20 protein-coding genes, 1 tRNA gene and 2 pseudogenes are annotated in these 24,884 nt (G+C 71.0%); 2 read left to right on the top strand and 21 right to left on the bottom strand.

Going from position 1 to position 24,884, the window contains the following annotated elements:
* Positions 1 to 244: 244 nt before the first annotated feature.
* Positions 245 to 457: pseudogene (locus IE198_RS34905) on the top strand (MarR family transcriptional regulator); the annotation flags it as partial.
* Here IE198_RS34905 and IE198_RS02230 read toward each other — a convergent pair.
* The 3 genes from IE198_RS02230 to IE198_RS02240 form a co-directional block, all read right to left on the bottom strand.
* The gene (locus IE198_RS02230) at positions 417 to 842 is read right to left on the bottom strand and encodes an Hsp70 family protein (RefSeq protein WP_189882790.1); all 426 of its coding nucleotides are present in this window, start codon (positions 840 to 842) and stop codon (positions 417 to 419) included. The pseudogene IE198_RS34905 and the gene IE198_RS02230 overlap by 41 nt on opposite strands.
* A complete protein-coding gene (locus tag IE198_RS02235) occupies positions 767 to 1,303 on the bottom strand; it encodes a hypothetical protein (protein WP_189882001.1) in 537 nt (178 codons plus the stop codon). Before IE198_RS02235 ends, IE198_RS02230 begins: the two co-directional genes overlap by 76 nt.
* 385 nt (positions 1,304 to 1,688) lie before the next feature.
* Positions 1,689 to 1,773, bottom strand: a tRNA-Leu gene (locus tag IE198_RS02240).
* Between the two features lie 165 nt (positions 1,774 to 1,938).
* On the opposite strand from IE198_RS02240, the gene IE198_RS02245 reads away from it, so the two are divergent.
* A complete protein-coding gene (locus tag IE198_RS02245) occupies positions 1,939 to 3,261 on the top strand; it encodes a DUF2254 domain-containing protein (protein WP_189882002.1) in 1,323 nt (440 codons plus the stop codon).
* Between the two features lie 42 nt (positions 3,262 to 3,303).
* On the opposite strand, the gene IE198_RS02250 is transcribed toward IE198_RS02245, so the two are convergent.
* The 18 genes and pseudogenes from IE198_RS02250 to IE198_RS02335 form a co-directional block, all read right to left on the bottom strand.
* Positions 3,304 to 3,975, bottom strand: a complete 672-nt coding sequence (locus IE198_RS02250; protein WP_189882003.1) for a class F sortase — start codon at positions 3,973 to 3,975, stop codon at positions 3,304 to 3,306.
* Between the two features lie 89 nt (positions 3,976 to 4,064).
* Positions 4,065 to 4,550, bottom strand: a complete 486-nt coding sequence (locus tag IE198_RS02255; protein ID WP_189882005.1) for a sortase — start codon at positions 4,548 to 4,550, stop codon at positions 4,065 to 4,067.
* Positions 4,551 to 4,807: 257 nt separating this feature from the next.
* Positions 4,808 to 5,367 (bottom strand): annotated as a pseudogene (locus IE198_RS02260) (aldehyde dehydrogenase family protein); the annotation flags it as partial.
* 169 nt (positions 5,368 to 5,536) lie between these two features.
* Positions 5,537 to 6,163 carry an HAD family acid phosphatase gene (locus IE198_RS02265; protein WP_189882006.1) on the bottom strand — a complete coding sequence of 209 codons (627 nt, stop codon included), beginning with the start codon at positions 6,161 to 6,163 and terminating at the stop codon, positions 5,537 to 5,539.
* A gap of 198 nt (positions 6,164 to 6,361) precedes the next feature.
* Positions 6,362 to 7,525 (bottom strand): sugar phosphate isomerase/epimerase family protein, encoded by a 1,164-nt coding sequence (locus tag IE198_RS02270; RefSeq protein ID WP_189882007.1) that lies wholly within the window; start codon positions 7,523 to 7,525, stop codon positions 6,362 to 6,364.
* Positions 7,526 to 7,591: 66 nt separating this feature from the next.
* Positions 7,592 to 8,980, bottom strand: a complete 1,389-nt coding sequence (locus IE198_RS02275) for an alkaline phosphatase family protein (protein ID WP_189882008.1) — start codon at positions 8,978 to 8,980, stop codon at positions 7,592 to 7,594.
* A complete protein-coding gene (eboE, locus tag IE198_RS02280; protein WP_189882009.1) occupies positions 8,977 to 10,146 on the bottom strand; it encodes a metabolite traffic protein EboE in 1,170 nt (389 codons plus the stop codon). The genes IE198_RS02275 and eboE overlap by 4 nt, the downstream gene beginning before the upstream one ends.
* A gap of 12 nt (positions 10,147 to 10,158) precedes the next feature.
* On the bottom strand, positions 10,159 to 11,007 hold the full coding sequence (locus IE198_RS02285; RefSeq protein ID WP_189882010.1) for a TatD family hydrolase: 849 nt from the start codon (positions 11,005 to 11,007) through the stop codon (positions 10,159 to 10,161).
* Entirely contained in the window at positions 11,007 to 11,654 is a 648-nt protein-coding gene (locus tag IE198_RS02290) for an EboA domain-containing protein (protein ID WP_189882011.1), read from the bottom strand. The genes IE198_RS02285 and IE198_RS02290 overlap by 1 nt, the downstream gene beginning before the upstream one ends.
* A complete protein-coding gene (locus IE198_RS02295; protein ID WP_189882013.1) occupies positions 11,651 to 12,529 on the bottom strand; it encodes a sugar phosphate isomerase/epimerase family protein in 879 nt (292 codons plus the stop codon). Before IE198_RS02295 ends, IE198_RS02290 begins: the two co-directional genes overlap by 4 nt.
* Complete coding sequence (locus IE198_RS02300; RefSeq protein WP_189882015.1) at positions 12,526 to 13,668, bottom strand: SCO3242 family prenyltransferase; 1,143 nt, start codon at positions 13,666 to 13,668, stop codon at positions 12,526 to 12,528. The genes IE198_RS02295 and IE198_RS02300 overlap by 4 nt, the downstream gene beginning before the upstream one ends.
* A complete protein-coding gene (locus tag IE198_RS02305) occupies positions 13,665 to 14,786 on the bottom strand; it encodes an inositol-3-phosphate synthase (protein ID WP_189882017.1) in 1,122 nt (373 codons plus the stop codon). Before IE198_RS02305 ends, IE198_RS02300 begins: the two co-directional genes overlap by 4 nt.
* Positions 14,787 to 14,895: 109 nt before the next feature.
* Positions 14,896 to 18,591: a ThuA domain-containing protein gene (locus IE198_RS02310; protein WP_189882019.1), complete on the bottom strand. Its 3,696-nt coding sequence runs from the start codon at positions 18,589 to 18,591 to the stop codon at positions 14,896 to 14,898.
* A gap of 240 nt (positions 18,592 to 18,831) precedes the next feature.
* Positions 18,832 to 19,839, bottom strand: a complete 1,008-nt coding sequence (locus IE198_RS02315; RefSeq protein WP_189882022.1) for a sugar phosphate isomerase/epimerase family protein — start codon at positions 19,837 to 19,839, stop codon at positions 18,832 to 18,834.
* A 76-nt stretch (positions 19,840 to 19,915) separates the two neighbouring features.
* Entirely contained in the window at positions 19,916 to 21,130 is a 1,215-nt protein-coding gene (locus tag IE198_RS02320) for a Gfo/Idh/MocA family protein (RefSeq protein ID WP_189882024.1), read from the bottom strand.
* 82 nt (positions 21,131 to 21,212) lie between these two features.
* Positions 21,213 to 22,259: a substrate-binding domain-containing protein gene (locus IE198_RS02325; RefSeq protein ID WP_189882026.1), complete on the bottom strand. Its 1,047-nt coding sequence runs from the start codon at positions 22,257 to 22,259 to the stop codon at positions 21,213 to 21,215.
* A gap of 67 nt (positions 22,260 to 22,326) precedes the next feature.
* Positions 22,327 to 23,364, bottom strand: a complete 1,038-nt coding sequence (locus tag IE198_RS02330; protein WP_189882028.1) for an ABC transporter permease — start codon at positions 23,362 to 23,364, stop codon at positions 22,327 to 22,329.
* Positions 23,361 to 24,884 (bottom strand): sugar ABC transporter ATP-binding protein, encoded by a 1,524-nt coding sequence (locus tag IE198_RS02335; protein ID WP_189882030.1) that lies wholly within the window; start codon positions 24,882 to 24,884, stop codon positions 23,361 to 23,363. The genes IE198_RS02330 and IE198_RS02335 overlap by 4 nt, the downstream gene beginning before the upstream one ends.

Here is a 24,884-nt window from a genome sequence, read left to right on the forward strand (position 1 = left end):
CACTCCTTCGGCCGGTGACGCTCAGACGTTTTCACGGCTCGGGCGCTCGCAACAGTCGCGATTGTCATGAACCACCCGTGAAGAAATCCACGGGTGGCGCACAGGTGGGGGGTGGCCGGACCCACCCCGGTGCCGCGGCACGCACGAGTGCCCGAGGGATGGGTTACCGGGGGTGTCGCACAACCGCCGGTGTTGCTCGCTCCGCTGCCCGACACGAGTAGGTCCGCCCCGGAGTCTGCCTGCCATGGACACGAAACCCGCCTCACCCCCGCGCCGCCCCTACGAAGCCGCCCGGGCGGCGTGTGACGTCGTCGAAGTGCTGGAGGTTGTGTGGGAGCGCTGCAGGGACACGGCGTCGTTGCCGGTCTCGACCTCTCAACTGCGGGTGCTGTACGCCCTCGAGCGTGAGGATGGCATCAACCTCCGTACTCTCGGCGAGATGCTGGGCTCCATCCCATGGAAGCGCGCGGCGTGTCCGGGTAGAAGTTGGCCGAACCCTCCGCGAGGAGCGTGGCGTTGCGTCGGATGATGGCGCGGAAGCCCTTCTCTTCGCCCGTGCTCACGGCTGGGCCCAGGTCGCCGCTGGTCACGAGGGAGAAGTCGCTGTCGTCGCCGAGTTCGCCGTCGAGGGAGGCAGCGTAGATGGCCGCGCCTCGGGCGACGGCGGTCATGGGTCGACACAGGCCGCTGTCGACGATGCGGTCGTGGCCGAGGAGCTCGCCCAGCGCGTGACGCACCTGAGGGATCTGTGAGGTGCCGCCGATCATCAGAACGGAGTCGATGTCCGGGGCAATGGCCAGGTCTTCCAGGGCCTGCTGGACCGCCTCCAGGGCGCGGGTGATGAGCGGGTCATCGCCTCGGTGTACTCGGCTGCGGTGATCCTGACCTCACGCTTCGAGACCGAGGGGGCGAGGAGGGCACGATGCATCTGCCGCACGGCTCTGATCACGGTTCGCACGCCGATCCAGCCGTTGAACCTCTTGTTGCTCGCGCTGCGCACGCTGGGGTTGATCCGCTCCAGGAGGACCCACTGCCGCTCGTCGGCGACGAGGTCGTCCGGGACCTCTCCGGTCCGCCGCACCTCACGCAGAGCGTCGAGGAGCTTCTGCGTCGGCGGCAGGAGGTCGGTCCACTCTTCGGCGACGGCCTTGGCGTCGTTGGCCTGCAGCCTCGCCAGCAGGCGCCAGTCCTGCGGCCAGTCACGGCCGGGTTCCGTTCCCGGACCGGCCTCCCGGCGCTCCCGAGCCCTCCTCCATGGGGACGACGAGACGGCGGAACAGCGGAGGAGAGCTGCGCTCAGCATCGCCGCGAGGCTCCGGTACCACTCGCAGCCGGTGCGCTGGGAGGCCTGGAACTCCCGCCCGAGCCCCTGCAGAGGCTCACCGCGCCGCCCACGGACAGCGACCGCGCGTGGTCCCGCGCCGAGGCGGCCCGAGAAACAATCACGAGGGCGACAGAACGCCTTCCCCGGCTGCCGAAGACACCGCAGCCTTTGAAGATTCAGGGAGCAGCACATCGTGACCAGCAGTCGTAGGGACCTCGGAGAGGTCTCGCAGCTTCTCCAGAGCACCGATCCCAGCGCAAGAGCCGCGCTCCACGAAGCTCTGGGCATCACAATCGGCTACGAAAATGCCACGAGGACCGCGACCGTAAGGTCGAGGCCCTCGCATCCGTATCGTCCCGGCGAGTGTCCGAGGGGGGACTTGAACCCCCACGCCCGATAAAGGGCACTAGCACCTCAAGCTAGCGCGTCTGCCATTCCGCCACCCGGACCGGTGGTCGGCCCCGGTCTCCCGTGGCGACATGGACAACAATACCAGGGGTTCGAGGTGCCTCTCACCCGCATATTGCGTGGTCAGGCAGGCTCCCGGGGGCCGGAAGCACTGCGGCACAGCGTGTATCCGTGCGGATGCGGTGCGTGAGGATACCGTCGGCCGGGTGAGCCTTCGCACCTACCGACAGCCCCGGCCGCTCTCTCCGCTGCGCGAACATCTGCGGGACACCTTCTGGTTCGCCCCCACCGTGGCGCTCGTTCTCGTCCTCGCGCTGTGGGTGGCGGCCGACGCGCTCGACACGGCGCTGCTGCAGGCTCTGCAGGACAGTCGGGACCACGACGCCGTGCGCACGCTGATCTCATGGGCCGAGGACGCCAAGATCATCGTGACCACGATCGCTGCCGCCATGATGACGTTCATCGGTGTCGTGTTCAGCATCTCGCTGGTCGCGGTGCAGATGGCGGCGGGCAACTTCAGCCCCCGCATCGTGAGGATCTTCACCCGGAGCCGGATCAGCAAGGCCACGTTCTCGGTGTTCCTGGCGACGTTCCTGCTCTCGCTGCTGGTGCTGACCTCGTACGACAGCGAGCAGGACCCCGCGAAGGTCGCCTCCGTGCCGCTGGTGCAGAGCGCGCTGACACTGCTGCTGGTGGGTCTCAGCCTGCTGCTCTTCATCGCCTATGTGACTCAGACGCTGCAGCTGATGAAGGTCGGGCCCGTGGTGGAGCGGGTGACGAAGGAGTCGTTCCGGGTGCTGGAGCGGACACCGGTGCAGCTCTCGGACGAGGCGCCGCTGCCGGACGAGGTGGCGACGGTCCTGCACCGCGGTCGGTCGGGCACCCTGCGGGACGTTCATGTGGCCCGGCTCGTACGGGCCGCCCGGCGCAAAGACGTGGTGCTGCGGCTCGTTCCGCGGATCGGGGACTTCGTGGTACCGGGGACGCCGGTGATCGCCGTGCACAGTCGCCGGAACGATGGCCGGAAGGACCTGCCGGTACGGCAGGTACTGCAGTCCTCGGTGTCCGTCGGAGTGGAACGGACGTTCCATCAGGATCTCGGGTTCGGGCTGCGGCAGCTGTCCGACATCGGTCTGCGGGCGCTGTCGCCGGCCGTGAACGATCCGACCACCGCCGTTCAGTGCCTCGACCGAATCGTGCAGTTCCTCGCCGCGGCCGCGCACCGGCCTCTGGGCTCCGTGCACCACCGCGACCGCGACGGTGTGGTGCGCCTGATGCAGGACGGCCCCGGGTGGGGGGATCTGGTCGACCTGGGATTCACGGAGATCCGGGGCCATGCGGTCGGCGACCCGCAGGTCTCCCGGCGGCTGATGGCCGCGTTCGACGATCTGCTGCGGTTGGTGCCGGCCGAGCGGCGCGAGCCGCTGGAGAGGCACCGTGCGTTGCTGGTGCAGGCGGTGGAGCGGGGCGTGTCGGAGGCGGCCGAGCGTGCGTTCGCGCTCACTCCCGACCGCCAGGGCATCGGATGAGCGGCCGGCTCGCGCGGACGGTGGCGTGCGCGACGGCAGCAGCTACCGCACCGCGCTCAGTGTCGCGTAGACGACGATGTTGCCCTCGTAGCCGGTCTTGCTGGAGTAGCCGCCGCCGCAGGTGATCACCCTCAGTTCGGCCCGGTCCGAAGTGCCGTAGACCTTGTCGTCGGGGAACGCCGTCTTGTCGTAGACCTCCACGGCGTCGACGGTGAAGACGGCCGTGCGCCGGTCCTCCCTCACGACCTCGATGGTGTCGCCCTTGGTCAGTGCGCCGAGCGGGTAGAAGACAGCGCGGCCGACGGGCGTGTCCACGTGCCCCGCCGCAACGGCGGTCCCCGCCGCGCCGGGAGCAGTGCCGTCGCCGTACCAGCCGGCCAGGCCGGGTTCGTCGACGGGCGGTGGCCGTAGCGCGCCTTTGCCGTCCAACCCCAGCCGGGTCATGGGGGCATTCACCCCGACGGCGGGGATCAGAAGCCGGACGGGATCGGACGGGGGCAGCGGCCGCACAGCAGGGGGCTCGGGCGCGCCGCGGGAAGCGGGCTGTGCGGAGGAGGACCAGGCCTGAGCGGGTGAGGGCTGAGGTGGGTACTCGTCACGCACCGCGTTGACCACCAGCACCGTTCCCGCGAACAGGGCACAGGCGAGCACCTTGAGCGAGGGGACGCAGGGCTGCGGCTCGTCAGTGGTGCTGGTCCGGTGGCCGTTGCGCATGGGGCCTGCCTTTGCTCGGCAGCGGGTGGGGCGACCCTCCACGCCCCCGGCACCTGTGCGGTGGCCGGGGGCGGCGGGGAGGACGACGGTCAGATCCGCACGCTGCCGGCACGGCGGCGCATCCTGGCCACCGAGCCGACGGCGGCTCCGGTGAGCAGCACACCGCCGAGCGCAAGCTGGGCGGCCTTGCCGTCGGCGGCACCGAAGCCGGCATCGACGGAGCCGCTGGGGCGATCGGCGATCTCGTACGTACCGGTGACCTTGGTCCGCGGGGGGCACTTCAGGGTGACCGTGTCGCTGCCGGACCCGCCGTCCTCAGGGATCTTGAACTCGCCCACCAGCTCGCCCTTGTCACCCTCGAAGAGGTGGAACTGCCCGCCCGCCTCCGACTCGCCCTTGCCGTAGGTCTCCTTGCCGCAGGCGGTGGTACTGACGGTGACCGTGCTGCCCGGGGATGCGTTTCGCGGGCTGATACTGATGTCCCCCTCACCTTCAGCGGCCGAAGCGGCCGGGGCGGAGAGTGCGAGGGCGCCGATGACCAGGGCGACCTTGAGACCGGCACGTGCGATGAGCATGTCTTCCTCCAATGGAGCAGTGTCCGGCCTGTCTGCGCGGCGCCTCTCTTGTGCTCCGGACACGAGGCAACCGACAGTCCGTGATCACCGCAATTCGAGGTGCCGCCCGATCTGTCACCCAGTCAGATGCAGGATCCGCTCCCCCCTCGACGTCACCGCAGGTCGCCGCCGTGGATGCCCCGCGGCGACTTGCGGCGATGCGGAGCGTGCGAACGGAGTAAGACCGCTCCGGACTCCGCTGAAAGACTGTCAGGCGTTCAGGGGCACTCCGGGAAGTTGCCCGGCAGCCGCTCCCCCGCCCATCCTTCCGTCACGACCCGCACCAGCAGCTCGCCTCCGACGAACGCGCCGCGCCATGAGGCGCCGTGCCCGCCGAAGGGCGCGCCGCGGTCGCCGCGTGAACGGGGGTGGCCCTGACCGGACTTGAAGGCCCGGATCTGCGGGGCGAGGCGTTCGAAGGTCGCCGGGTCGCCCGTGGAGAGTGTCGCGACGAGCGCGCCGCCCGAGGCGTTCATCGCAGCGGGCAGCTCCGCCTCCGTGCCGACGAGGACGATCGTGTCGACCGCGCGGAAGGCTTCGGTGTGGTGCAGCGGGGAGGACGGCGCCGGGCCCGGAGGGTGACCCGGGGGAGGTAGGTGGAGGTGTCCTGACCGGGCAGGAAGCGACCGTCGGTCAGCGATCCCCGGTGAGAGGTACGGCTCCGCGCTCGATCGCCTCCGCCGCGTGATCGGCCGGCCCCTTCGCCTTCGCCGCGTTGATGAGAGGCCCGAAGTCGAGGACGGAGCGGCGGGTCGTCGGGGTGCCCGACGGCGAGGGGCGGCCGGTGTGGATTCCTCCACCCGCCGGGGCGGCCGCGGAAGGGCCGGATCAGGCCAATCCGAGGCCGATCAGCCGGGACATGGGCTGAGCCTGCGTTCCGTCAGGGCCACGGGTGGCGCGGCGGCCGGGGGACCGGCCACCGCGCCACCCGCGCTTACGGGCTCCGCCTAGGACAACTGGCCGTCGTAGTCGGGGAGTTTGAACGTCCGCTCGGCGTGGCCGCCGACCAGATCGGTCGTGTTGTTGCCGATGTTGGCGATGATCGTGTAGCCCTTGGCCTCGATCTCGGCGCGCTTCTCGGTCTTGTAGGCGCTGACCTCGTCGAAGAGGTCGGGCAGGTCGCGCACGTACAGGCCGTCGACCGGGTAGCCGGTCTTCTTCAGGTTCCAGTCGGTGAGGGAGTGGATGATGCCGGGGCGCGCGGTGACGAAGAAGACGGCGACGCCGCGGGAGTCGGCGTAGCGGGCGAGGTCGCGCATCTGGGCGATGGCCGGGGTGGGCAGCTCCCAGAACGGGTGGAAGTGCGTCTCCAGCGAGGTGTTGTCGATGTCGAGGACGATCGCCTGCTTCTCTCCGGACGGGTCGGCCGTGCGCTGTTCGATGTAGGGGCGGGCCTCGGCGACGACGGCGGCGACGTCGCGCAGCCAGGTGTAGTAGTCGACGCTCTGCGTCCGTACGGCGGTTGTCGTCGTGGCCGCGGTGTCCGCGTGGGCGGTGGCGACAGGCAGGGCTGCGACGAAGGTCAGGGCGGCGGCGGTCGCGGTGGTACGGACCGTCCAAATGCGTGCATGCATGGGGGGTTCTCCTGGGTGTGGAGGCGGCTCAGGGAGCCCGTTCGGCCATGATCGACCCAACGGGTTGACATGCTCGCGCTTCATGATGGACGGAAGGCGACGTTCTTACTACCGGCCGGTAGCGCCTTTTGTTCTCCGGGTCGGCGGACGGGCGGCCGGCCCGGTGGACCCCGGACCACCGGGAGGGCCGCTGCCGGGTCAACGGCGGGCGCGCAGGGCCGCGAGGTTGTCGTAGCTCTCCCGGGCGACCTCGAGGGACTGCCCAGGAACCGTGGAGCTGGGCGCGCCGTCGTGCTCGATCATCGGGTTGTGGTAGTTCTTCGCACCCACCCGCCTGAAGAACGTCCCGTAGTCGATGTCGCCCTCGCCGAACGTCACCATGTCGTAGCCCTGCCCGTTCTGGGTGTTGACCGTGCCGTCCTTGGCGTGGAACAGCGGATAGCGCATGTTGTGACGGGCCACCAGGCCCGCCGGGTCGAAGACCCGCTCCCGTGTGGAGCCGTCGTGTGCGGTGTACGTGTGGAACTTGTACTGGGCCACGTGCGCCCAGTAGATGTCCATCTCCAGCCGGACGACGCTCGGGTCGGTCGCCTCGAGGAAGTACTCCAGCTTGCGGATGCCGGAGCTGCGGGTCGGCCGGCCCTGGGCGTCGAGCGGGCCGCCGTCGAGCAGGAACCCGTACGCCGAGTCGTGGTTGTGGGTGTAGAGCTTGATGCCCTCGCGCCGGGCGATCGCTCCGAGCGTGTTCCACTTCTCGGCCGCGACGTCCCAGTCGGCCCGGTAGGAGCTGCCGGTGGGGTCGCCACCGGTGCCCATGTGGGGCATGCCGAGGATGTTGGCAATCTCCAGATGGCGCTTGAAATTGTCGAGGTCAAAGGGGGTCAGCGGCCAGGAGCCCGGGATGAAGCCGTGGTTGCCCTGCGCCCGCAGCCCGTACTCGTCCAGCCAGGACCGCAGGAGCTTCGCACCCTCGACGCTCTCCAGGTTCGCGCCACCCGGGGCATTCGCGTGCTGGCGGTATCCGGCGAACTCCACCTGCTGGTAGCCGTAGCGGGACAGCTGCTTGAAGACCTCGCGGAAACCGGACGGCAGATCGGTGGACAGCGGGTCACGACCCGTCGCGTCACGGACGGTGTAGAGGATCAGCCCCCGCTTGTGCGGTGGAACCAGGGCGGAACGGCCGTCGTCATGGCCTCTGTCGTCCGGCCCGCTCTGGGCCATGGCCGGTGGGGCACCGAAGACCGGGGCGGCGATCGCCGCCGCGGCGGCAGCCGTGCAGGTGCTGAGGAAACGACGGCGGCTTACGCCGAGCGAACGGCGCAGCGAGTCGTCGGCGGCGGGCTCTTCGAGATACGCGGTCACGGTGATTGCCTCTCTCACTTCGATTGAACACTTCTGCCGGGTGCGCTGCCTTCTCGGGATGGGTCCCTACCGGTCGAGGCCGGCCAGCCTGAGCAGCAGGGACTTCACTTCGGTGGCCTCGACGCGGCCCGACACGGCGCGGGGGGTGGAGCACAGGACGAGCGGGCCTTCTTCGTCGCTCGCGGGGAGGCGGCCGTGGCTGCCGCGGATCGGTGAGGGGTCCAGCGGCACGACCGCGAGGCGGTAGCGCATGCCGAGTTTCTTGCGTGCCACGGCCGCTGCGGCTTTGAGGCGCACATAGGGGTCGTGCGGGTCCATGAACAGCTCGACCGGGTCGTAGCCGGGTTTGCGGTGGATCTCGACGAGCTGCGCGAAGTCGGGGGCGCGGGCGTCGTCGAGCCAGTAGTAGTACGTGAACCATGCGTCCGGTTCGGCGATCGCCACCAGCTCCCCGGCGCGGGGGTGGTCGAGCCCGTGGTCCTTCTTGCCCTCGTCGCCGAGGAGTTCGTCGAGACCGGGCAGACCGGCCAGTGCCTCGCGGGTGGCGTCGAGGTCCTCCGGCCGGCGCACATAGACGTGGGCCAGCTGGTGGTCGGCCACGGCGAAGGCGCGGGAGGCCATCGGGTCGAGGTACTCCATGCCGTCCTGGGTGTGGACCTCGAGAAGACCGGCCCGCCGCAGCGCGCGGTTGATGTCGACCGGTCGGCTCACCCGGGTGATGCCGTACTCGGACAGGGCGACGACCGTGCGGCCCTCCTGCCGGGCGTCGTCCAGCAGCGGGCCGACGACGGCGTCGAGGTCGGCTGCGGCGCGGTGGGAGCGGGGATCGTCGGGGCCGTAGCGCTGGAGATCGTAGTCGAGGTGCGGCAGATAGCAGAGGGTCAGGTCGGGCCGGCGGGTGCGCATGATGTGCCGGGTGGCGTCGGCGATCCACGTGCTGGAGACGATGCCGGCGCCCGGTCCCCAGAAGTGGAAGAGCGGGAAGGTGCCGAACCTCTCGGTCAGTTCGTCGTGCAGGGCCGGCGGGCGGGTGTAGCAGTCGGGTTCCTTGCGGCCGTCGGCGTAGTACACCGGCCGGGGGGTGACGGTGATGTCGGTGTCGGCGCCCATCGCGTACCACCAGCAGATGTTGGCGACGGTGTAGCCGGGGTGGGCACGGCGGGCCGCGTCCCAGATCTTGTCACCGGACACCAGGCCGTTGTGCTGCCGCCACAGCAGTACGTCACCCAGCTCGCGGAAGTACCAGCCATTGGCGACGATGCCGTGCTCGGCCGGGAGGGCGCCGGTGAGGAAGGTGGACTGGGCGGCACAGGTGACGGCCGGCAGCACGGTGGAGAGGTTCGCCTGGGAGCCGGCCGCGGCGAACGCCTTGAGGCGGGGCATGTGGTCGAGGAGCCGGGGGGTGAGACCGACGACGTCCAGGACCAGAAGAGGGGTGGGGCGCTTGTCGCTCATGGCAGTTCCTTCAGGCCGAGGTCCGTCAGCAGGTCGCGGGCGAGGGTGAGTTCGGCGGCGATCCCGTCGGCGAGCTGGGTCCTGGTCCGGGGGCGCAGCTCGGCGGGAAGGGCCTGCCAGGTGTAGGTCTCGACCTCGAGGTGGCGGGTGCGGGGTTCGGGGACGCCCACGAGCCGGGTCAGGGTGTCCTGGAGGACGGGAAGGGTGGAGGTGAGCGGTGCGGCGGGCGGGGCGTGCAGGGGGACGTGGAAGTGGGCCCGCCACGGCCCGCCGTCGGGCAGCGTGTCACCGGCCACGGCCTGGCCCAGGTCGTCAGTGCCGCGCAGTCCGGCGGCCGTGAGGGTGCGGGTCTGGTGCAGGAAACGGGGCTCGGCGAAGGCGGCGAGCGCGTCGCGCACCTCCGGCAGGTGAGGGTGCTCGGCGTGCAGGGCTGCGGACAGCTGTGCCTTGGGGACACCGATGTCCGCCGCCGCGAGTGCGGCGAGCGCCGTCTCGGGATCCTCGAAGGAGGTGGCGAGATGGCAGGTGTCGATGCAGATGCCGATGCGGTCGCCCGGAACCTCCATGAGCGGTCCGATCGCGTCGGCGGTGGTCTCCACCGTGCAGCCCGGTTCCGGTTCGAGGGCGACGCGGATCGACTTGCCGGTGAGATCCTCGAGCGCGTCGAGCCGCTCGGCGAGGGTGCTCAACGCGGCAGAGGCGGCGGCCGCGGCGTGCTCGTCGAAGTCGGTGCGCCAGGCGAGCGGGAGGGTGGAGATGGTGCCCTCGGCGACGTCGTCGGGCAGCAGGGCCGCGAGGAGCCGCGCCAGGTCGGTGGTGTGGGCGAGACGTTCGGCGTCCGCCCAGTCCGGCTTGTAGACGCGGTACTTGACCTCCTCCGCGCCGAAGCCCTCGTAGGGGAAGCCGTTGAGCGTGACGACTTCGAGGCCGCGCCGCTCCAGCTCCGCCCGCAGCCCCCGCAGCGAGGCCGGATCGGTGATCAGGGCGTGGACGGCGTCCTTGGCGAGCCACAGCCCGATGCCGAGGCGGTCGCGGCCCAGGCGTTTGCGTACCGGCTCGCAGTGGTCACGGAGCTGGGTGAGGACGCCGTCGAGAGTCTCGGCGGGGTGGACATTCGTGCAGTAGGAGAGGTGGACGGTGGAGCCGCCGGGGTGACGGAAGCGCATCCGTGGCTCCTCTCATTCCCCGCTGCGCAGGACGGAGTTGCCCTCGTGGAGGCTCTCCGGCTTCGGGACGTCGAGCTGGAGACGGCCGCTGAGTCCGTAGAAGGAGACCGGGTTGCGCCACAGGACCTGGTCGACGTCGTCCTCCGTGAAGCCGGCCGCCAGCATCGCGTCGCCGACCTTGCGGGTCTTGAGCGGGTCGCTTCTGCCCCAGTCGGCGGCCGAGTTGACGAGAACCTTCTCCGTGCCGTAGGTCCGCAGGATCCTCACCATGCGGTCCTCGTCCATCTTGGTGTCCGGGTAGATGGAGAAGCCGAGCCAGCAGCCGCTGTCGATGGCGTGCTTCACGGTCGTCTCGTTGAGGTGGTCGAGCAGCACCCGTTCCATGGACAGGTTCGACTCGCGGACCACGTCGACGGTGCGGCGCAGCCCGGCCCGCTTGTCACGATGGGGCGTGTGGACGAGGGCGGGCAGGCCGTGGTCGGCGGCGAGCTGCAGCTGCGCGGCGAGCGCGGTGTCCTCCGCGGGCGTCATGGAGTCGTAGCCGATCTCGCCGACGGCGACGACCGAGTCCTTGACGAGGTAGCGGGGCAGCGCGTCCAGGACGGGTGTGCAGCGGGGGTCGTTCGCCTCCTTCGGGTTGAGCGCGACGGTGCAGTGGTGGGCTATCCCGTACTGGGCGGCTCGGAACGGCTCCCAGCCGAGCAACGCGTCGAAGTAGTCGAAGAAACTGGCCGGTGAGGTGCGGGGCTGGCCGAGCCAGAAGGACGGTTCGACGAGGGCGCGCACCCCGGCGGCGTACATCGCCTCGTAGTCGTCGGTGGTGCGGGAGGTCATGTGGACGTGGGGGTCGAAGATACGCATCACAGCTCCTGGGGCCGCTGGGACTTCTCGCCGGTCAGGGTGAGCACGCGGTCGAGGTCGTGGGGGATGTCACGGCCGGCGGCGGAGCGCTCGGCGGCGTAGTCGATGAGCATCCTGGCGAGTTCGGCGTCACCGGCGGCGCGTACCGCCAGATCCGCGACCGCGTCGAGGGGCACGCCGGTGAACAGGCACTTGAGGACGGCGTGCCGCCAGGCGTGCGGTCCGAGGTGGGCGGCGGCGTAGGGGCCGACGGCGGCGGAGACGAGCCGGGTGTCGTTGGTGCGCAGCGCGTCGTCGACGAGGTGCACGGCGCACGGGCCGTCGACCAGGGCCGGCAGTGCCTGGAGCACGGCGCGGCGTTCGGCGGCGCTGCCCTGCTGGTAGAGCCGGGTCAGGGTATCGAGGCCCGGCCGGGCCTCGACGAGCAGAAGCGTACGGACGGCGTCCGCGTTGTCCTCGCCGCAGTGCCGTCCGGCCGCCGCGAAGCACAGCTCCCAGCTGTGCGCGGTGTACGGGGAGGGCGCCGTCGGAAGTGCCTTCGCTGCGCCGGCGGCCTCGGCCAGCGCCTCGTCGAGCCAGGCGCGGGCGATGTCGTCGTCAAGCCGGGCGTCGACGTCGGCGCGGGTCCGGGGTGGTGTCTGCGTCACTGTGCCGGTGCTCCCTTCGAGGTTGCGGCGCGGAGGAACTCGATGGACGCGCGGGCCAGTTCGGGGCCCGCGTGGGAGTGGCGGGGCAGCTCGACGACGGTGAGGCCCCGGTAGCCGGTGGAGGCGAGGGCGTCCAGCACGGGCGGGAAATCGATCTCGCCGTCGCCGAACGGCAGATGCTCGTGCACGCCACGGCGCATGTCCTCGATCTGCACATGCCGCAGCCATGGCGCAGCCGCCCGGATGCACTCGGCCGGCGGTTGGGGCTCCAGGCACTGGCAGTGGCCGATGTCCAGGGTCAGGCCGAGGGGAGAAGGGTTGCCGAGACACGTGCGCAGGTGGTGGAAGTCGGCGAGGGTGGCGAGGAGATGGCCGGGTTCCGGTTCGATCGCCAGGGGCACGCCGGCGAAGGCGGCGGCGTCGAGCACCGGCAGAAGTGCCTCCTCCAGACGTTTCCATGCGGTCTCGTCGCCGGTGCCGGGCGGGGTGGTGCCGCTGAAGCAGTGCACGGCGTGCGCGCCGAGGTCGGCGGCGACTGCGACGGCCGTGATCAGCAGCCGGGTACGGGCCGCGCGGGCCTCCGGGTCCGGGTCGAGCAGCGACGGGCCGTGCTTGCGGCGCGGGTCGAGTACATAGCGCGCTCCGGTCTCGACGGTGGCGGTCAGGCCGAGTTCGCCGAGCCGGCGGGCGACACGGCTCGTGCGAGCGGCGAGGTCCGGGGCGAGCGGGTCGAGGTGCATGTGGTCGAGGGTGAGCCCGACACCGTCGTAGCCGAGGTCGGCGAGGAGGTTCAGGGCGTCGTCGAGGCGGAGGTCGGTGAGGCCGTTGGTGCCGTAGCCCAGGCGGAGCCGACCCGGGTTCGTCCCGGGGCTCATGTGGGGCTCACCTTGCGTGCGAGCCGGCGGGCGAGCGGCACGAGCCCCATCACGGCGGCCCCGGTGACGCCCGCCCCCGCTCGGGCGGCAAGGGCGGCCTGCAGCGGGATCATGGCGCGGATTCCGCCTCCGACGGCCCGCTGGGTGAGGGGCGGGGAGGGGTTGAGAGCGGCGTGGAGGTACGGGGTGGCGGCGGTACGGAGGTAGGCGGCGGCGAGCAGGACGGGGGCGGGACGGGACGGTGGCCACGCCACGGCTGCGCCCAGCGTGGCGGTGGCTGCCAGCGCGGCGAGGGGGGTGACGGTCGAGCCGCCGTGCGCTTCGTGCCGGGACACGGCCGTGACGGCGTAGGTGTGGGCCGCGAGGGCGGCGGCGGCGCGGCCGGCGCGGGCCGCCGTGCGAAGTCCCCCACCCCGCCCCTTCCCCAAACCCGGACGGAACCCGGACGGCCCCGCCCCCGGACCGCCGGCGGCGGCTGCGCGCAGCGGCGAGCGGGCGAACGTCCGCCCGTTGGACCCAGCAGGCCGCTGAGGGGCGGCTCCTGAGGGCGTGGCAGCGGCGGACAACGTTGCGGTGGCGCCCAGCAGGAGGTCCAGGCCGCGGGCCGCGGCCATCGTGGCCGGGGCGACGGGGGTGTGCTTGAGGCGGAGGTCGTAGGCCCAGACCGTCGCGGAGAGAACCGTGGCCGTCGCGAGCGCGGGGCGGCCGGCGCGGGCCGCGAGGACCAGGCCCGTCGCGGTGAGGGCCCCGGCCGCGGTCAGGGCCGCGCGCGGGGTGATGCGGCCCGAGGGGATCGGGCGGTGGGGGCGGTCGACGGCGTCCTCCTCGCGGTCGGACCAGTCGTTGAGCGCCATGCCCGCCTCGTACAGGCAGAGCGAGGCGCCGATGGCATACGCCGTGCCCCGGTTGGGCGGCAGTCCGGCCGCCGCCGCGCCTGCGAGGGCGTCGCCGGGGACCGTGGACAGGGCCGACACCCGTAGCAGTTCTGCCCAGTCGCAGGGCCGCGCCCACCGTCGGCTCCGTCGGGTCCGGGGTGCCGCTCCGGCCGCGTCCGCCGGACCCGCGGGGATGCGGCCGCTCTGCCGGGCCGACGGGCCCGGGGCCGAGGGGGCGAGGCGCACCGGCAGCGCGCGGGTCACCGTGCCTCCCGCAGGCGGTCCGCGAAGGACAGGAGGGCGGTGAACTGTTCGGGCAGGCCGGACGGGCCGCCGTCGGGGTCCTTGAAGTAGAAGCCGAGCTCGGGGAGCGGCCCGGCCACGCCCGCCTCGTGGGCGCGGGCCACCAGCCGCGCCAGGTCCAGGACGAGCGGCGCGGCCAGCGCCGAGTCGCAGCCCTGCCAGATGGTCTGGAGGATCATCCGCGAGCCGAGGAAGCCCTCGAAGGCGATGTGGTCCCATGCGGTCTTCCAGTCGCCGAGCGCGGGAACGTCGTCGATGTGGACCTCGCCCTCGGGCGTGCGGCCCAGCACGTCGGCCAGGACGCGCTCCTTGCCGGCGTTCTTCGCCGCGGCCGCGCCGGGGTCGGCCAGCGCCGCCCCGTCGCCGCCGCCCAGCAGGTTGGTGCCGGACCAGGCCCGTACGTCCAGGGCTCGCTGGACGAACATCGGGGCCAGCACGGCCCGCAGCAGCGTCTGGCCGGTCTTGCCGTCGCGGCCCGCGTGGGGAAGTCCACTGGCCGCGACGGCGTCGCAGAGGGCGGCGGTGCGCAGCCCGGTGGAGGGGGTGAAGTTGACGTAGGGGCAGCCGGCACGCACCGCGGCGGCCGCGTAGAGGGAGCTGGGCGGCAGCCGTACGGCGCCCGGTTCCGGCAGGGGTTCGGTGGAGGAGACGTTGACGACGACGACCCGTACCGCCCCGAGGCGCTCCCTGAACGAGATCATGTCGGCCGCAAAAGCGGCGACCAGTTCCTCGTCGGTGCGGGTGTCACCGGCGCCGGGCCCGCCGGGTTGTATTTCCCGGTCGGCGGCATCGAGTTCGGCCCGGACAGCGGAGGCGAGCCCGTGCGGCAGGACGCCCGCTTCGGTGAGATGTTCCGCCCGCTTGGGCAGCGGGCAGTGCGCTGTGTCGTGCCCGCCGAAGACGAGCGCGGGCAGGGCCGGCAGCCCGGTGCCGGCGAAGGCAGGGGTCTCGGTGACCATGCCGGTCGGCGGGTGGAGTCCGGCCGTGACCGCCGCGCATCCGGCGACGGCCGTGATGGCCACTGAACCCCGTGCTCCGACGAACCAGACTCCTGTGCGTGCGTTCCCGTCGCTGTTCATGGCTGCCTCCCTGCCGTGTGGTGTGGTGCGTGATGGAGGGGCGGCGGGCGGGGGGTCCCGCGCCGCCCCGCCCGCCGCCCGGTCATGGCGGCCCGACGGCCCCGATGGGCTACGAGGGCAGCTCCTTCAGCCGGATGTCCCGGAAGGAGACCTGGTCCTCCGCCCCGTGGTTCTGGATGCCGATGTAGCCGTCCGTGAGGCTGCGGGCCGGGTCGGTGTTGGTGAAGTCGTTGATCTTCACTCCGTTGAGGAAGACCCGCAGGCGCTCGCCCTGGACCCGGATCTCGTAGCTGTTCCACTCGCCGGGCGGCCGCAGGACCTGGTCACGGGCCTCGATGTCCGCCGACTTGAAGCCGTAGACCGCGCCGGTGGTGCGGTCGGCGGCGTCGGTGGCGTCGATCTGGATCTCGTAGCCGTTGTTCACCGCCGACCACGGGTCGTTCGAGGCGGGGAAGCCGACGAAGACGCCCGAGTTGTCGTCGCCCTCCATCTTCCAGTCGAGCTTCAGCGAGTACGAGCCGAGCTCCTTGGCCTGGTACCAGAGCATGCCCATGCCGCCCTCGGTGCGCAGTTCACCGTCGACGACGTCGAACCTGCCCGGCCCTGCCTGCTTCCAGCCGTCCAGCGTCTCGCCGTTGAAGATGGTGCGGTAGCCGGTGCGCGGCCCGCAGTCGGCCTTGACCTGGCCGGTCGCGTACCGGAGCCCGCCCAGCAGGTGCTGCCGGAAGGCCGGCTCCGCGTACGACGCCTTGGTGTGGCCGCCGCCGGTGTAGAAGGCGCGGCCTCCCTCGTAGGCCTGGCACCAGGCGATCGGGTGGTCGCCCTTCATGGTGCCGCCCTCGTAGGTGGTCTCGTCGAGGGTGGCGAGCACGCGGGCCTGCTCACGCGGGTTGGTGCGGTAGTTGTACCACTCGTCGGTGCGCTCCCAGGGGCCGTTGACGTGCGCGGTGGCCGGGTGGTCGTGGTCCTCGACGCGGACCGTCGCTGGCTGGATGTGCGGATGCGAGTCGAAGTAGGCGCCGACGAGGCCGCCGTAGAACTCCCATTCGTACTCGGTGTCGGCGGCCGCGTGGACGCCCATGTAGCCGCCGCCTGCGGCGACATAGTTCTCGAACGCCTTCTGCTGATCGGCGCCCAGGACGTCACCGGTGGTGGAGAGGAAGACGACGGCGTCGTAGCGGGCGAGGTTGGTGGCGGTGAACTGGCCTGCCGACTCGGTGGCGTCGACGGTGATGTCGCCGCTCCCGCCGAGTTCCTTCAGCGCGGCGACGCCGGCCGGGATGGAGTCGTGGCGGTATCCGGCGGTCTTGGAGAAGACCAGGACGCGCTTGGCGCTGCGGTCGACGGGGGTGTCGGAGAGCTTGAAGTCGTCCACGTCGTAGAGGGCTCCGGCGCCGCCCTTGAAGACCAGGAAGAGCTCGGTGGTCTTCTCCGGCACGCCCTTCAGGGATACGTCGATGTCCTGGAACGTCTCCCAGCTGCCGGTGACGGGGACCGGTCCGGAGCCGAGCAGCTTGCCGTCCACGGAGCCGCTGCGCACTTCGAGGATGCCGCCGGCGCCGCCGGAGGAGATCCGCGCGGTGAGCTTCTTGGAGCCGGTGAGGTTGTACGGGGCGAAGGAGATCCAGTCGCCGTTGTGGATGTCGCCGACGGTCTTGCCACCGTGGGCGGCCGCCTTGTCGTAGGTCTTGATGCCCGACTGGTCGTCGAAGTGCTCCGCCTGCCGGTGACGGGGCTGCAGTTTGGCCTGGTCGTGGGTGGTCAGCGCTGCCTGGCCGCCGCCTCCGCCGTCGGTGTACTCGGCGTCGAGGACCCCGAAGACGTTGGCGTTCGGGTCGTGGCCGCCGTCCGCGGAGGTCTTGATGACGCCTTCGCACCCGTTGGCCGAGGTGGCGGGGTGGCCGTGGCTGTCGTGGCCGAGGATGTAGTTGACCGTGACCTTGGCGCAGTCGACGGCACCGTCCTCGGGGTCGGTGACGGTCACCTTGAACGGGATGTCGTCGCCGAAGTCGAACAGCGCTCCGTCCGCGGGTAGTTCGAGCTCGACCTTGGGGGCGGTGTTGCCCACGACGACGTGGACGCCGGCCGATCCGGTGCGGCCCGTCGGGTCCTTCGCGGTGACGGTGGCGGTGTAGGTGCCGTTCTCGGTGTACTCGTGGACGGGGTTCGCCTCGGTGGAGGTGGCTCCGTCGCCGAAGTCCCAGCTGTAGGTGAGGGCGTCACCGTCCGCGTCGGTGGTTCCGGCGGAGGAGAAGGTGACGCGCATCGGCGCCTGGCCGGACGTCTTGTCGGCGGAGGCTTCCGCGACCGGTGAGCGTCCGCCGGTGGCGTTCTCGATCCGGTACAGGCCGGCGTTCTCGTCCCCGCCGAACCAGGCGGTCCCGTAGTCGAGGACGTACAGCGCGCCGTCCGGGCCGAAGGCCATGTCCATGACCTGGGTACCGGTCCACGGAACGGGGTTGATGGACAAGACCGTGCCGTCCTCGGCCGTGTCGATTCGCTTGATCCAGCGCCGGCCGAACTCACCGGCGAGGAAGTCGCCGTCGTACTCCTCGGGGAACTTCACCGGGGAGTCGAGATCGGGGTCGTAGTGGTAGACCGGGCCGCCCATCGGGGACTCGGAGCCGCTGCCGAGTTCGGGCACGGAGCCGCCGTCGTACGGGATCCAGGCCGGCTGCGCCGGCGGCAGGTCGACGAGGCCGGTGTTGTGCGGCGAGGTGTTCTTCGGGTTGGCGCAGTCGAAGGTGGCGCCGGAGGTCTTGGTGGCGAAGTCGTACTCGACATAGGGGTCGTTGTCGCCGGTGCAGAACGGCCAGCCGAAGTTGCCGGGGCCGGTGACCCGGGCGAACTCGACCTGGCCGGCCGGGCCGCGCTTCGGGTCGGCGGTGCCGGCGTCGGGGCCGTAGTCGCCGACGTAGAGGATGCCGGTCTTCTTGTCGACGCTGAAGCGGAACGGGTTGCGAAAGCCCATCGCGTAGATCTCGGGCCGGGTCTTCTCCGTGCCGGGGGCGAAGAGGTTGCCTTCGGGCACGGAGTACGAGCCGTCCGCTTCGACCTTGATGCGCAGGATCTTTCCGCGCAGGTCGTTCGTGTTGCCGGAGGTGCGGCGGGCGTCGTACGCGGGGTTGCGGCCGGGCCGGTCGTCGATGGGCGTGTAGCCGTCGGAGGCGAAGGGGTTGGAGTCGTCGCCGGTCGAGAGGTAGAGGTTGCCCTCGGCGTCGAAGTCGATGTCGCCGCCGACGTGGCAGCAGATGCCGCGGGTCGCCGGGATGTCGATGATCTTCTTCTCGCTGGCGTTGTTCAGCGTGCCGTCCTGGTTGAGGACGAACCGGGAGAGCCGGTTGACGCCGTCGAACCTGGCGAAGTCCGCCGCGGTGCCCTCGCCCGGAGCGTCGCCCGCGGGGGTGTCCATCGGCGGGGCGTAGTAGAGATAAACGAAACGGTTCTGCTCGAAGTTCGGATCCAGGCCGACGCCTTGGAGGCCCTCTTCGTCGTGCGAGTAGACGGGGACGGTACCGACGACGCGGGTGTTGCCGGCGGCGTCCGTCATGCGCAGCTCGCCGCTGCGCGAGGTGTGGAGCACGCTGCGGTCGGGCAGGACGGCCAGCGACATGGGCTCGCCGGTCTCCTCACCACCCTTGGCGAGCGTGACCTGCTGGAACTCCTCGGCTGCCGCGGAGACGGCCGCTTCAGGGTCGGCGGCGGACGCGGTGGTCGGCGCGGTGAGGGCCAGCGACGTGGCGGCGAGGAGGCCGCCGGTGAGCAGTGCGAGTGCCTTGCGGCCTCTGGGCCTTGTTCTGTGCACGAGTGTCCTCCGGTAAGGCCGGTCGAACGGGCGGGGTGCCGTGGACCCGGAGTGCGCCGTCACTCCCGAACCACCTGGGTCGTGAACACGAGATGGGACCGTAGCCGGGTTCGTCCTGGACGGAAAGGCCTTGTGCGCCAAGGAAGTTGAACTTTTTCCCAGTGCAGGACAAAGACGTACCCGGGCAGCCCGGACCGGCCCGGTGACATCCCTCGCCACCGGGCCCGGACCTGGCTTGTTCTAGTTGTCGCCGCCTTGGAAGGCGGCGTCGAAGGAGGCAGCCGGGGGCTCGAAGTCGAACCGCTTCAGATCAGCAAGCGCTTGCGGCGCTCCCATGAGGCGGTCCATGCCGGCGTCCTCCCACTCCACCGAGATGGGACCGTCGTAGCCGATCGAGCGCAGCATCCGGAACACGTCCTCCCACGGCACGTCGCCGTGCCCGGCGGAGACGAAGTCCCAGCCGCGCCGCGGGTCGCCCCACGGCAGATGGGAACCGAGCCGCCCGTTGCGCCCGTCCAGACGCTTACGGGCCTCCTTGCAGTCCACGTGGTAGATCCGGTCCCGGAAGTCGTAGAGGAACCCGACCGGGTCCAGGTCCTGCCAGACGAAGTGGCTCGGATCGAAGTTGAGGCCGAAGGCCGGCCGGTCGTCCACCGCCTCCAGGGCGCGTTTGGTGGTCCAGTAGTCGTAGGCGATCTCACTGGGGTGGACCTCGTGGGCGAAACGGACCCCCTCGGTGTCGAAGACGTCCAGGATCGGGTTCCAGCGCTCCGCGAAGTCCTCGTAGCCACGCTCGATCATGCGCTCCGGCACCGGAGGGAACATCGCCACGAGGTGCCAGATCGACGAACCGGTGAAGCCGACGACCGTGTCGACGCCGAAGGCGGCCGCGGCGCGCGCCGTGTCCTTCACCTCGGCCGCCGCCCGCTGCCGTACGCCCTCCGGCTCGCCGTCGCCCCAGATCCGGGCGGGCAGGATGCCCTGGTGGCGCTCGTCGATGGGGTTGTCGCAGACCGCTTGGCCGACCAGATGGTTGGAGATCGCCCAGCACTTGAGGCCGTACTTCTCCAGCAGCGCGTGCCGACCGTCCAGATAGGACGGGTCGGCGAGGGCCTTGTCGACCTCGAAGTGGTCTCCCCAGCAGGCGAGTTCGAGGCCGTCGTAGCCGAAGTCGCGGGCGTGCGAGCAGACCTCCTCGAGCGGCAGATCGGCCCACTGGCCGGTGAACAGGGTGAACGGGCGTGGCATGGCGCCTCCAAACCGGAAATCGTGCCGGGTCTCTACCGGGTTCCTGCCGGGTCTCTACCGGGTTCCTGCGGGGTCTCTACCGGACTTCGGCCTGTACTGCCTGGACGGGGGTGTAGACGGCGCTCTTGTGCGCGCTCTCCTCCACGGCCGCGAGCACCCGCTGCACCTGAAGCCCGTCGGCGAACGACGGCACCGGATCGGTGCCGGACGCGATCGCCTCCACCAGGTCGCGCGCCTGGTGGGCGAACGTGTGCTCATAGCCGAGTGCGTGACCCGGCGGCCACCAGGCCCCCAGGTAGGGATGCTCCGCCTCGGTCACGAGGATCCTGCGGAACCCGGCGGTGGTGGCCGGCTCGTGGTGGTCGTGGAAGGACAGCTCGTTCAGCCGCTCCAGGTCGAACGCGAGTGAACCGTACTCCCCGTTGATCTCCAGCCGCAGGGCGTTCTTGCGGCCCGTCGCCATCCGGGTCGCCTCGAAGGTGGCGAGCGCCCCCGAAGTGAGCCGCCCGGTGAAGACGGCCGCGTCATCGACGGTGACCGGCCCGCGGCGCGTGCCGCCGGACGCGGTCGGACCGGCGGACGCACCCTCGAGCCGGGGCCGTTCCCTGACGAAGGTCTCCAGCTGTGCGGAGACGCCGACCAGCAGCTCCCCCGCGAGGTACTGCGCGAGGTCGACGATATGGGCGCCCAGATCGCCGAGCGCCCCGGACCCCGCGTGCTCGCGCTCGAGCCGCCAGGTCAGCGGGAAGCCCGGGTCCACCAGCCAGTCCTGCAGATACGTCACCCGTACGTGGCGCAGGGTGCCGAGTCTGCCCTCGGCGATCAGCCGGCGGGCGTAGGACAGCGCGGGCACCCGGCGGTAGTTGAAGCCGACCATCGCCAGCTGCCCGTTCCTCCTGGCCCGTTCGGCGGCCGCGACCATGGCCTCCGCCTCGGCGACCGAATTGGCCAGGGGCTTCTCGCACAGGACGTGTTTGCCCGCCTCCAGCGCCGCGATCGCGATCTCCGCATGGCTGTCGCCCGGTGTGCAGACGTCGACGAGCTGCACGTCGTCGCGGGCCACGAGGGCGCGCCAGTCGGTCTCCGCCACGGCCCAGCCGTGCTTGTCGGCCGCCGATCGCACGGCGGCGGGGTCACGGCCGCCGATCGCGGCGAGGACCGGCCGCAGGGGCAGGTCGAACACGCGGCCGACGGTGCGCCACCCCTGGGAGTGCGCGGCGCCCATGAACGCGTAGCCGACCATGCCGACGCCCAGTGTCGGCGGTGCGGCCTCACTGTCCCTCAGTTCCATTCGGATCCTCCTCGTCGGAGTCACGGACTCGTCGGTGTGCTCGGTGGGGGCGGGGCCCGAGCGGGCCCCCGCGCGCCGCCGGTCAGTTGAAGCCGGTGGGCAGGTACTCGTCGACGTTGTCCTTGGTGACGACGGCCGAGTAGAGGGTCAGGGAGGCCGGGATCTCGAGCTCGGCCATCCCGCTGACGCCCTTGCCCTGCCCGAGCGCGCGAGCGAGATCGATGGCGGAGGCGGCCATGGTCGGCGGGTAGAGGACGGTGGCCTTGAGCACGCTGTTGTCGGCCTTGATGGCGTCCATCGCCGACCTGGCGCCGGCGCCGCCGACCATCAGGAAGTCCTTGCGGCCGGCCTGGGCGATGGCGCGCAGTGCGCCCACGCCCTGGTCGTCGTCGTGGTTCCACAGCGCGTCGAACTGCGACTGGGCCTGGAGCAGCTGCGCCATCTTGGCCTGGCCGGACTCGACGGTGAAGTCGGCCGCCTGGCGGGCCACCTTCCTGAGGTTGGGGTAGTTCTTCAGGGCGTCGTCGAAGCCCTGGGTGCGCTGCTTGGTGAGCTCCAGGTTGTCGAGTCCGGCGAGCTCGATGACCTTGGCGTTGGGCTTGTCCTTGAGCTGCTCGCCGATGTAGTTGCCGGCGTTGAGCCCCATGCCGTAGTTGTCGCCGCCGATCCAGCAGCGGTACGCCTGCGGGGACGCGAAGATCCGGTCCAGGTTGACGACGGGGATGCCCGCCTTCATGGCCTGCAGCCCGACCTGGGTGAGGGCCTTGCCGTCGGCGGGCAGGATGACCAGGACGTCGACCTTCTTGTTGATGAGGGTCTGGACCTGGCCGATCTGGGCGGCCGTGTCGTTGGAGCCCTCGGTGATCTCCAGGGTGACGTCGGAGTACTTCTCGGCGCGGGACTTGGCGTTGACGTTGATGGCGTTGAGCCAGCCGTGGTCGGCCTGCGGTCCGGCGAAGCCGATGGTGACGGCCTTGCCGGGCTTGTCGTCGGCGACCGGGGCGTTGTCGGCCGGCTGTTTCTCCGTCTTGGGCTCGTTGCTGGTGCACGCGGTGAGCAGGGCGCCGGCGGAGATCGCGGCGGTGCCGAAGAGCAGTCCTCTGCGGCTGGTGGCTGGGATTTCTGGCATGACGGGTCAACCCTTCAGCTGGGCGGTGCGCGGGGGCGGGAGGAGCGTCCAGGGGCCTGGCCGGGTGTCAGGCCTCGCCGGCGCCTCGCAGCGTGCGGTGCTGGACGAGTACGGCGGCGACGATGATGGCGCCCTTGGCGATCTGCTGTACGGCGCTCTCGAGGTTGTTGAGCGCGAAGATATTGGTGATCGTGGTGAAGACGAGGACACCGAGGACGGAGCCGACGATGGTGCCGCGGCCGCCGCTGAGCAGGGTTCCGCCGATGATGGCGGCGGCGATGGCATCGAGTTCGTAGAGGTTGCCGTTGGTGTTCTGGCCGGATCCGGCGAGGACGATCAGCATGAAGGCGGCGATGCCGCAGCACAGCCCGGACAGCAGATACAGGTAGAGCCGCTGGCGGCGGACGTCGATGCCGGCGAGCCGCGCGGCCTCCGCGTTGCCGCCGACCGCAACGGTACGGCGGCCGAAGGTGGTGCGGTTGAGGACGAGCCAGCCGATGACGGTGACCGCGGCGAAGACCAGCACCAGGGGCGGGATGCCGAGGATGTAGGCGTCCCTGACGCCGAGGTCGAGCACCGAGTCGACGGTGACGATCTGGGTCTTGCCGTCGGTGATCTGCAGGGCGAGGCCGCGGGCGGACGCGAGCATGGCGAGGGTGGCGATGAACGGCACCATCCGCCCGTACGCGATGAGCAGGCCGTTCACGAGTCCGCAGCCCACGCCGACGACCACGGCCGTGAACAGGATGCCCGCGAAACCGAACTCCTGCGTGGCCACGGTCGTCGCCCACACCGAGGCGAGGGCCACGATGGCCCCGACGGACAGATCGATGCCGCCGCTGGTGATGACGAAGGTCATGCCGACGGTGACGACACCGATGACGGATGCCTGGGTGAGGACGAGCTGCAGATTGCTGGTGGCGAGGAACTCGTCGGGCTTGGTGAAGCCGCCGACCGCCACGAGTACGGCGAGGACACCGAGCAGCGACAGGTTGCGGACATCCATGCGCAGTCCCAGCGGACGGCGTGAACCTCCCTTGTCCGGCGTGGACTTGGCGGCGGGCATCGGCGCGTCCTGCTGCGCCGGGGGGGCCGGCTGGGTCATGCCGACGGGCTCCCTTCCATCACGAGGTCGAGTACGCGGTGCTCATCGAGCTCCCGGGCGTCCGCCGTATGCACGACGCTGCCCTCACGCAGCACCAGCACCCGGTCGGCGAGGCCCAGGACTTCGGGCACTTCGCTGGATACGAGAAGTACGGCGAGGCCTTCGTCGGCCAGTCGGCGGATCACGGCGTAGAGCTCGGCCCTGGCGCCGACGTCGACGCCCCGGGTCGGCTCGTCCAGCAGCAGCACCTTGCAGCCGCGCAGCAGCCAGCGCGCGAGCACCGCTTTCTGCTGGTTGCCGCCGGAGAGGGTGCGGATGCGGGCGTCGGGGTTGTCGGGGCGCAGGGACAGTCCCCTGGTGGCCTGCTGCGCGGCGGCGCGTTCGGCGCGGTGGTCGAGCCAGCCGGCGCGGGAGAAGCGGGAGAGGGTGGAGAGGGACACGTTGCGGGTGACGGATTCGAGCATCAGCAGCCCCTGCGTCTTGCGTTCCTCCGGGGCGAGTCCGATACCGGCCCGGACCGCTGCCCGGACGCTGCCGGGCGGCAGCGCGGCACCGTCGACGAGGACGCGGCCGCCGTCGGCCCTGCGCGCCCCGTAGATCGTCTCCAGGATCTCGCTGCGGCCGGAGCCGACGAGCCCGGCGAGGCCCACGATCTCGCCGGGGCGCAGCTCGAGGTGGACGGGTGCGAACTCGCCGCGCCGGGTGAGCCCTTCGACCCTCAGCACCGGCTCCTTCACGGCGGTGGCAGGTTTGTCGGGGCGCTCGGGAAAGACGTACTCCACGTTGCGCCCGGTCATCAGGGCGACGACGTCACGGGTCGGGGTGGACTCGGCGGGCAGACCGACGGCGACGGCCCGGCCGTCCTTGAGGACGGTGACCCGGTCACCGATGCGCCGGATCTCCTCGAGGCGGTGGGAGATGTGGACGACGGCGACTCCGTCGGCGGTCAGGTCGCCCACGATCCGGAAGAGGTTGTCGACTTCGTCGGGGTCGAGCGCGGCCGACGGCTCGTCCATCACGATCAGGCGCACGTCGTGCGAGAGGGCGCGGGCCATGGAGACGATCTGCTGGTGGGCGGCGGACAGGTCGCCGACGAGTCGCGAGGGGTCGATCTCCGAGTGGCCGAGCCTTTGGAGGAGTTCGGCGGTCGCGGTGCGGGCGGCAAAGCCGCGTACGACGAAGCCGGCGGAGGTGGGCTCGTGCCCGAGGAAGACGTTCTCCGCCACGGACAGCCCTTCGACCAGGTCGAGTTCCTGGTAGATGGTGGCGATACCGAGGCGCATGGCGGCGATCGGCGACCTGAGGGACACGGGCTCGCCGCGCCAGATGATCTCACCGCTGTCGGGCTGGTGCGCTCCGGCGAGCACCTTGATCAGGGTGGACTTGCCGGCGCCGTTCTGGCCGAGGAGGCAGTGGACTTCGCCGGCCTGGACCTCCAGGTCCACGCCGTCGAGGGCACGGACGCCCGGGAACGACTTGGTGATGCCGGACATGGTGAGCAGGGGTGGTTCTGGTGCCAT

It is taken from the genome of Streptomyces xantholiticus, assembly GCF_014651015.1.
Taxonomy (GTDB): domain Bacteria; phylum Actinomycetota; class Actinomycetes; order Streptomycetales; family Streptomycetaceae; genus Streptomyces; species Streptomyces xantholiticus.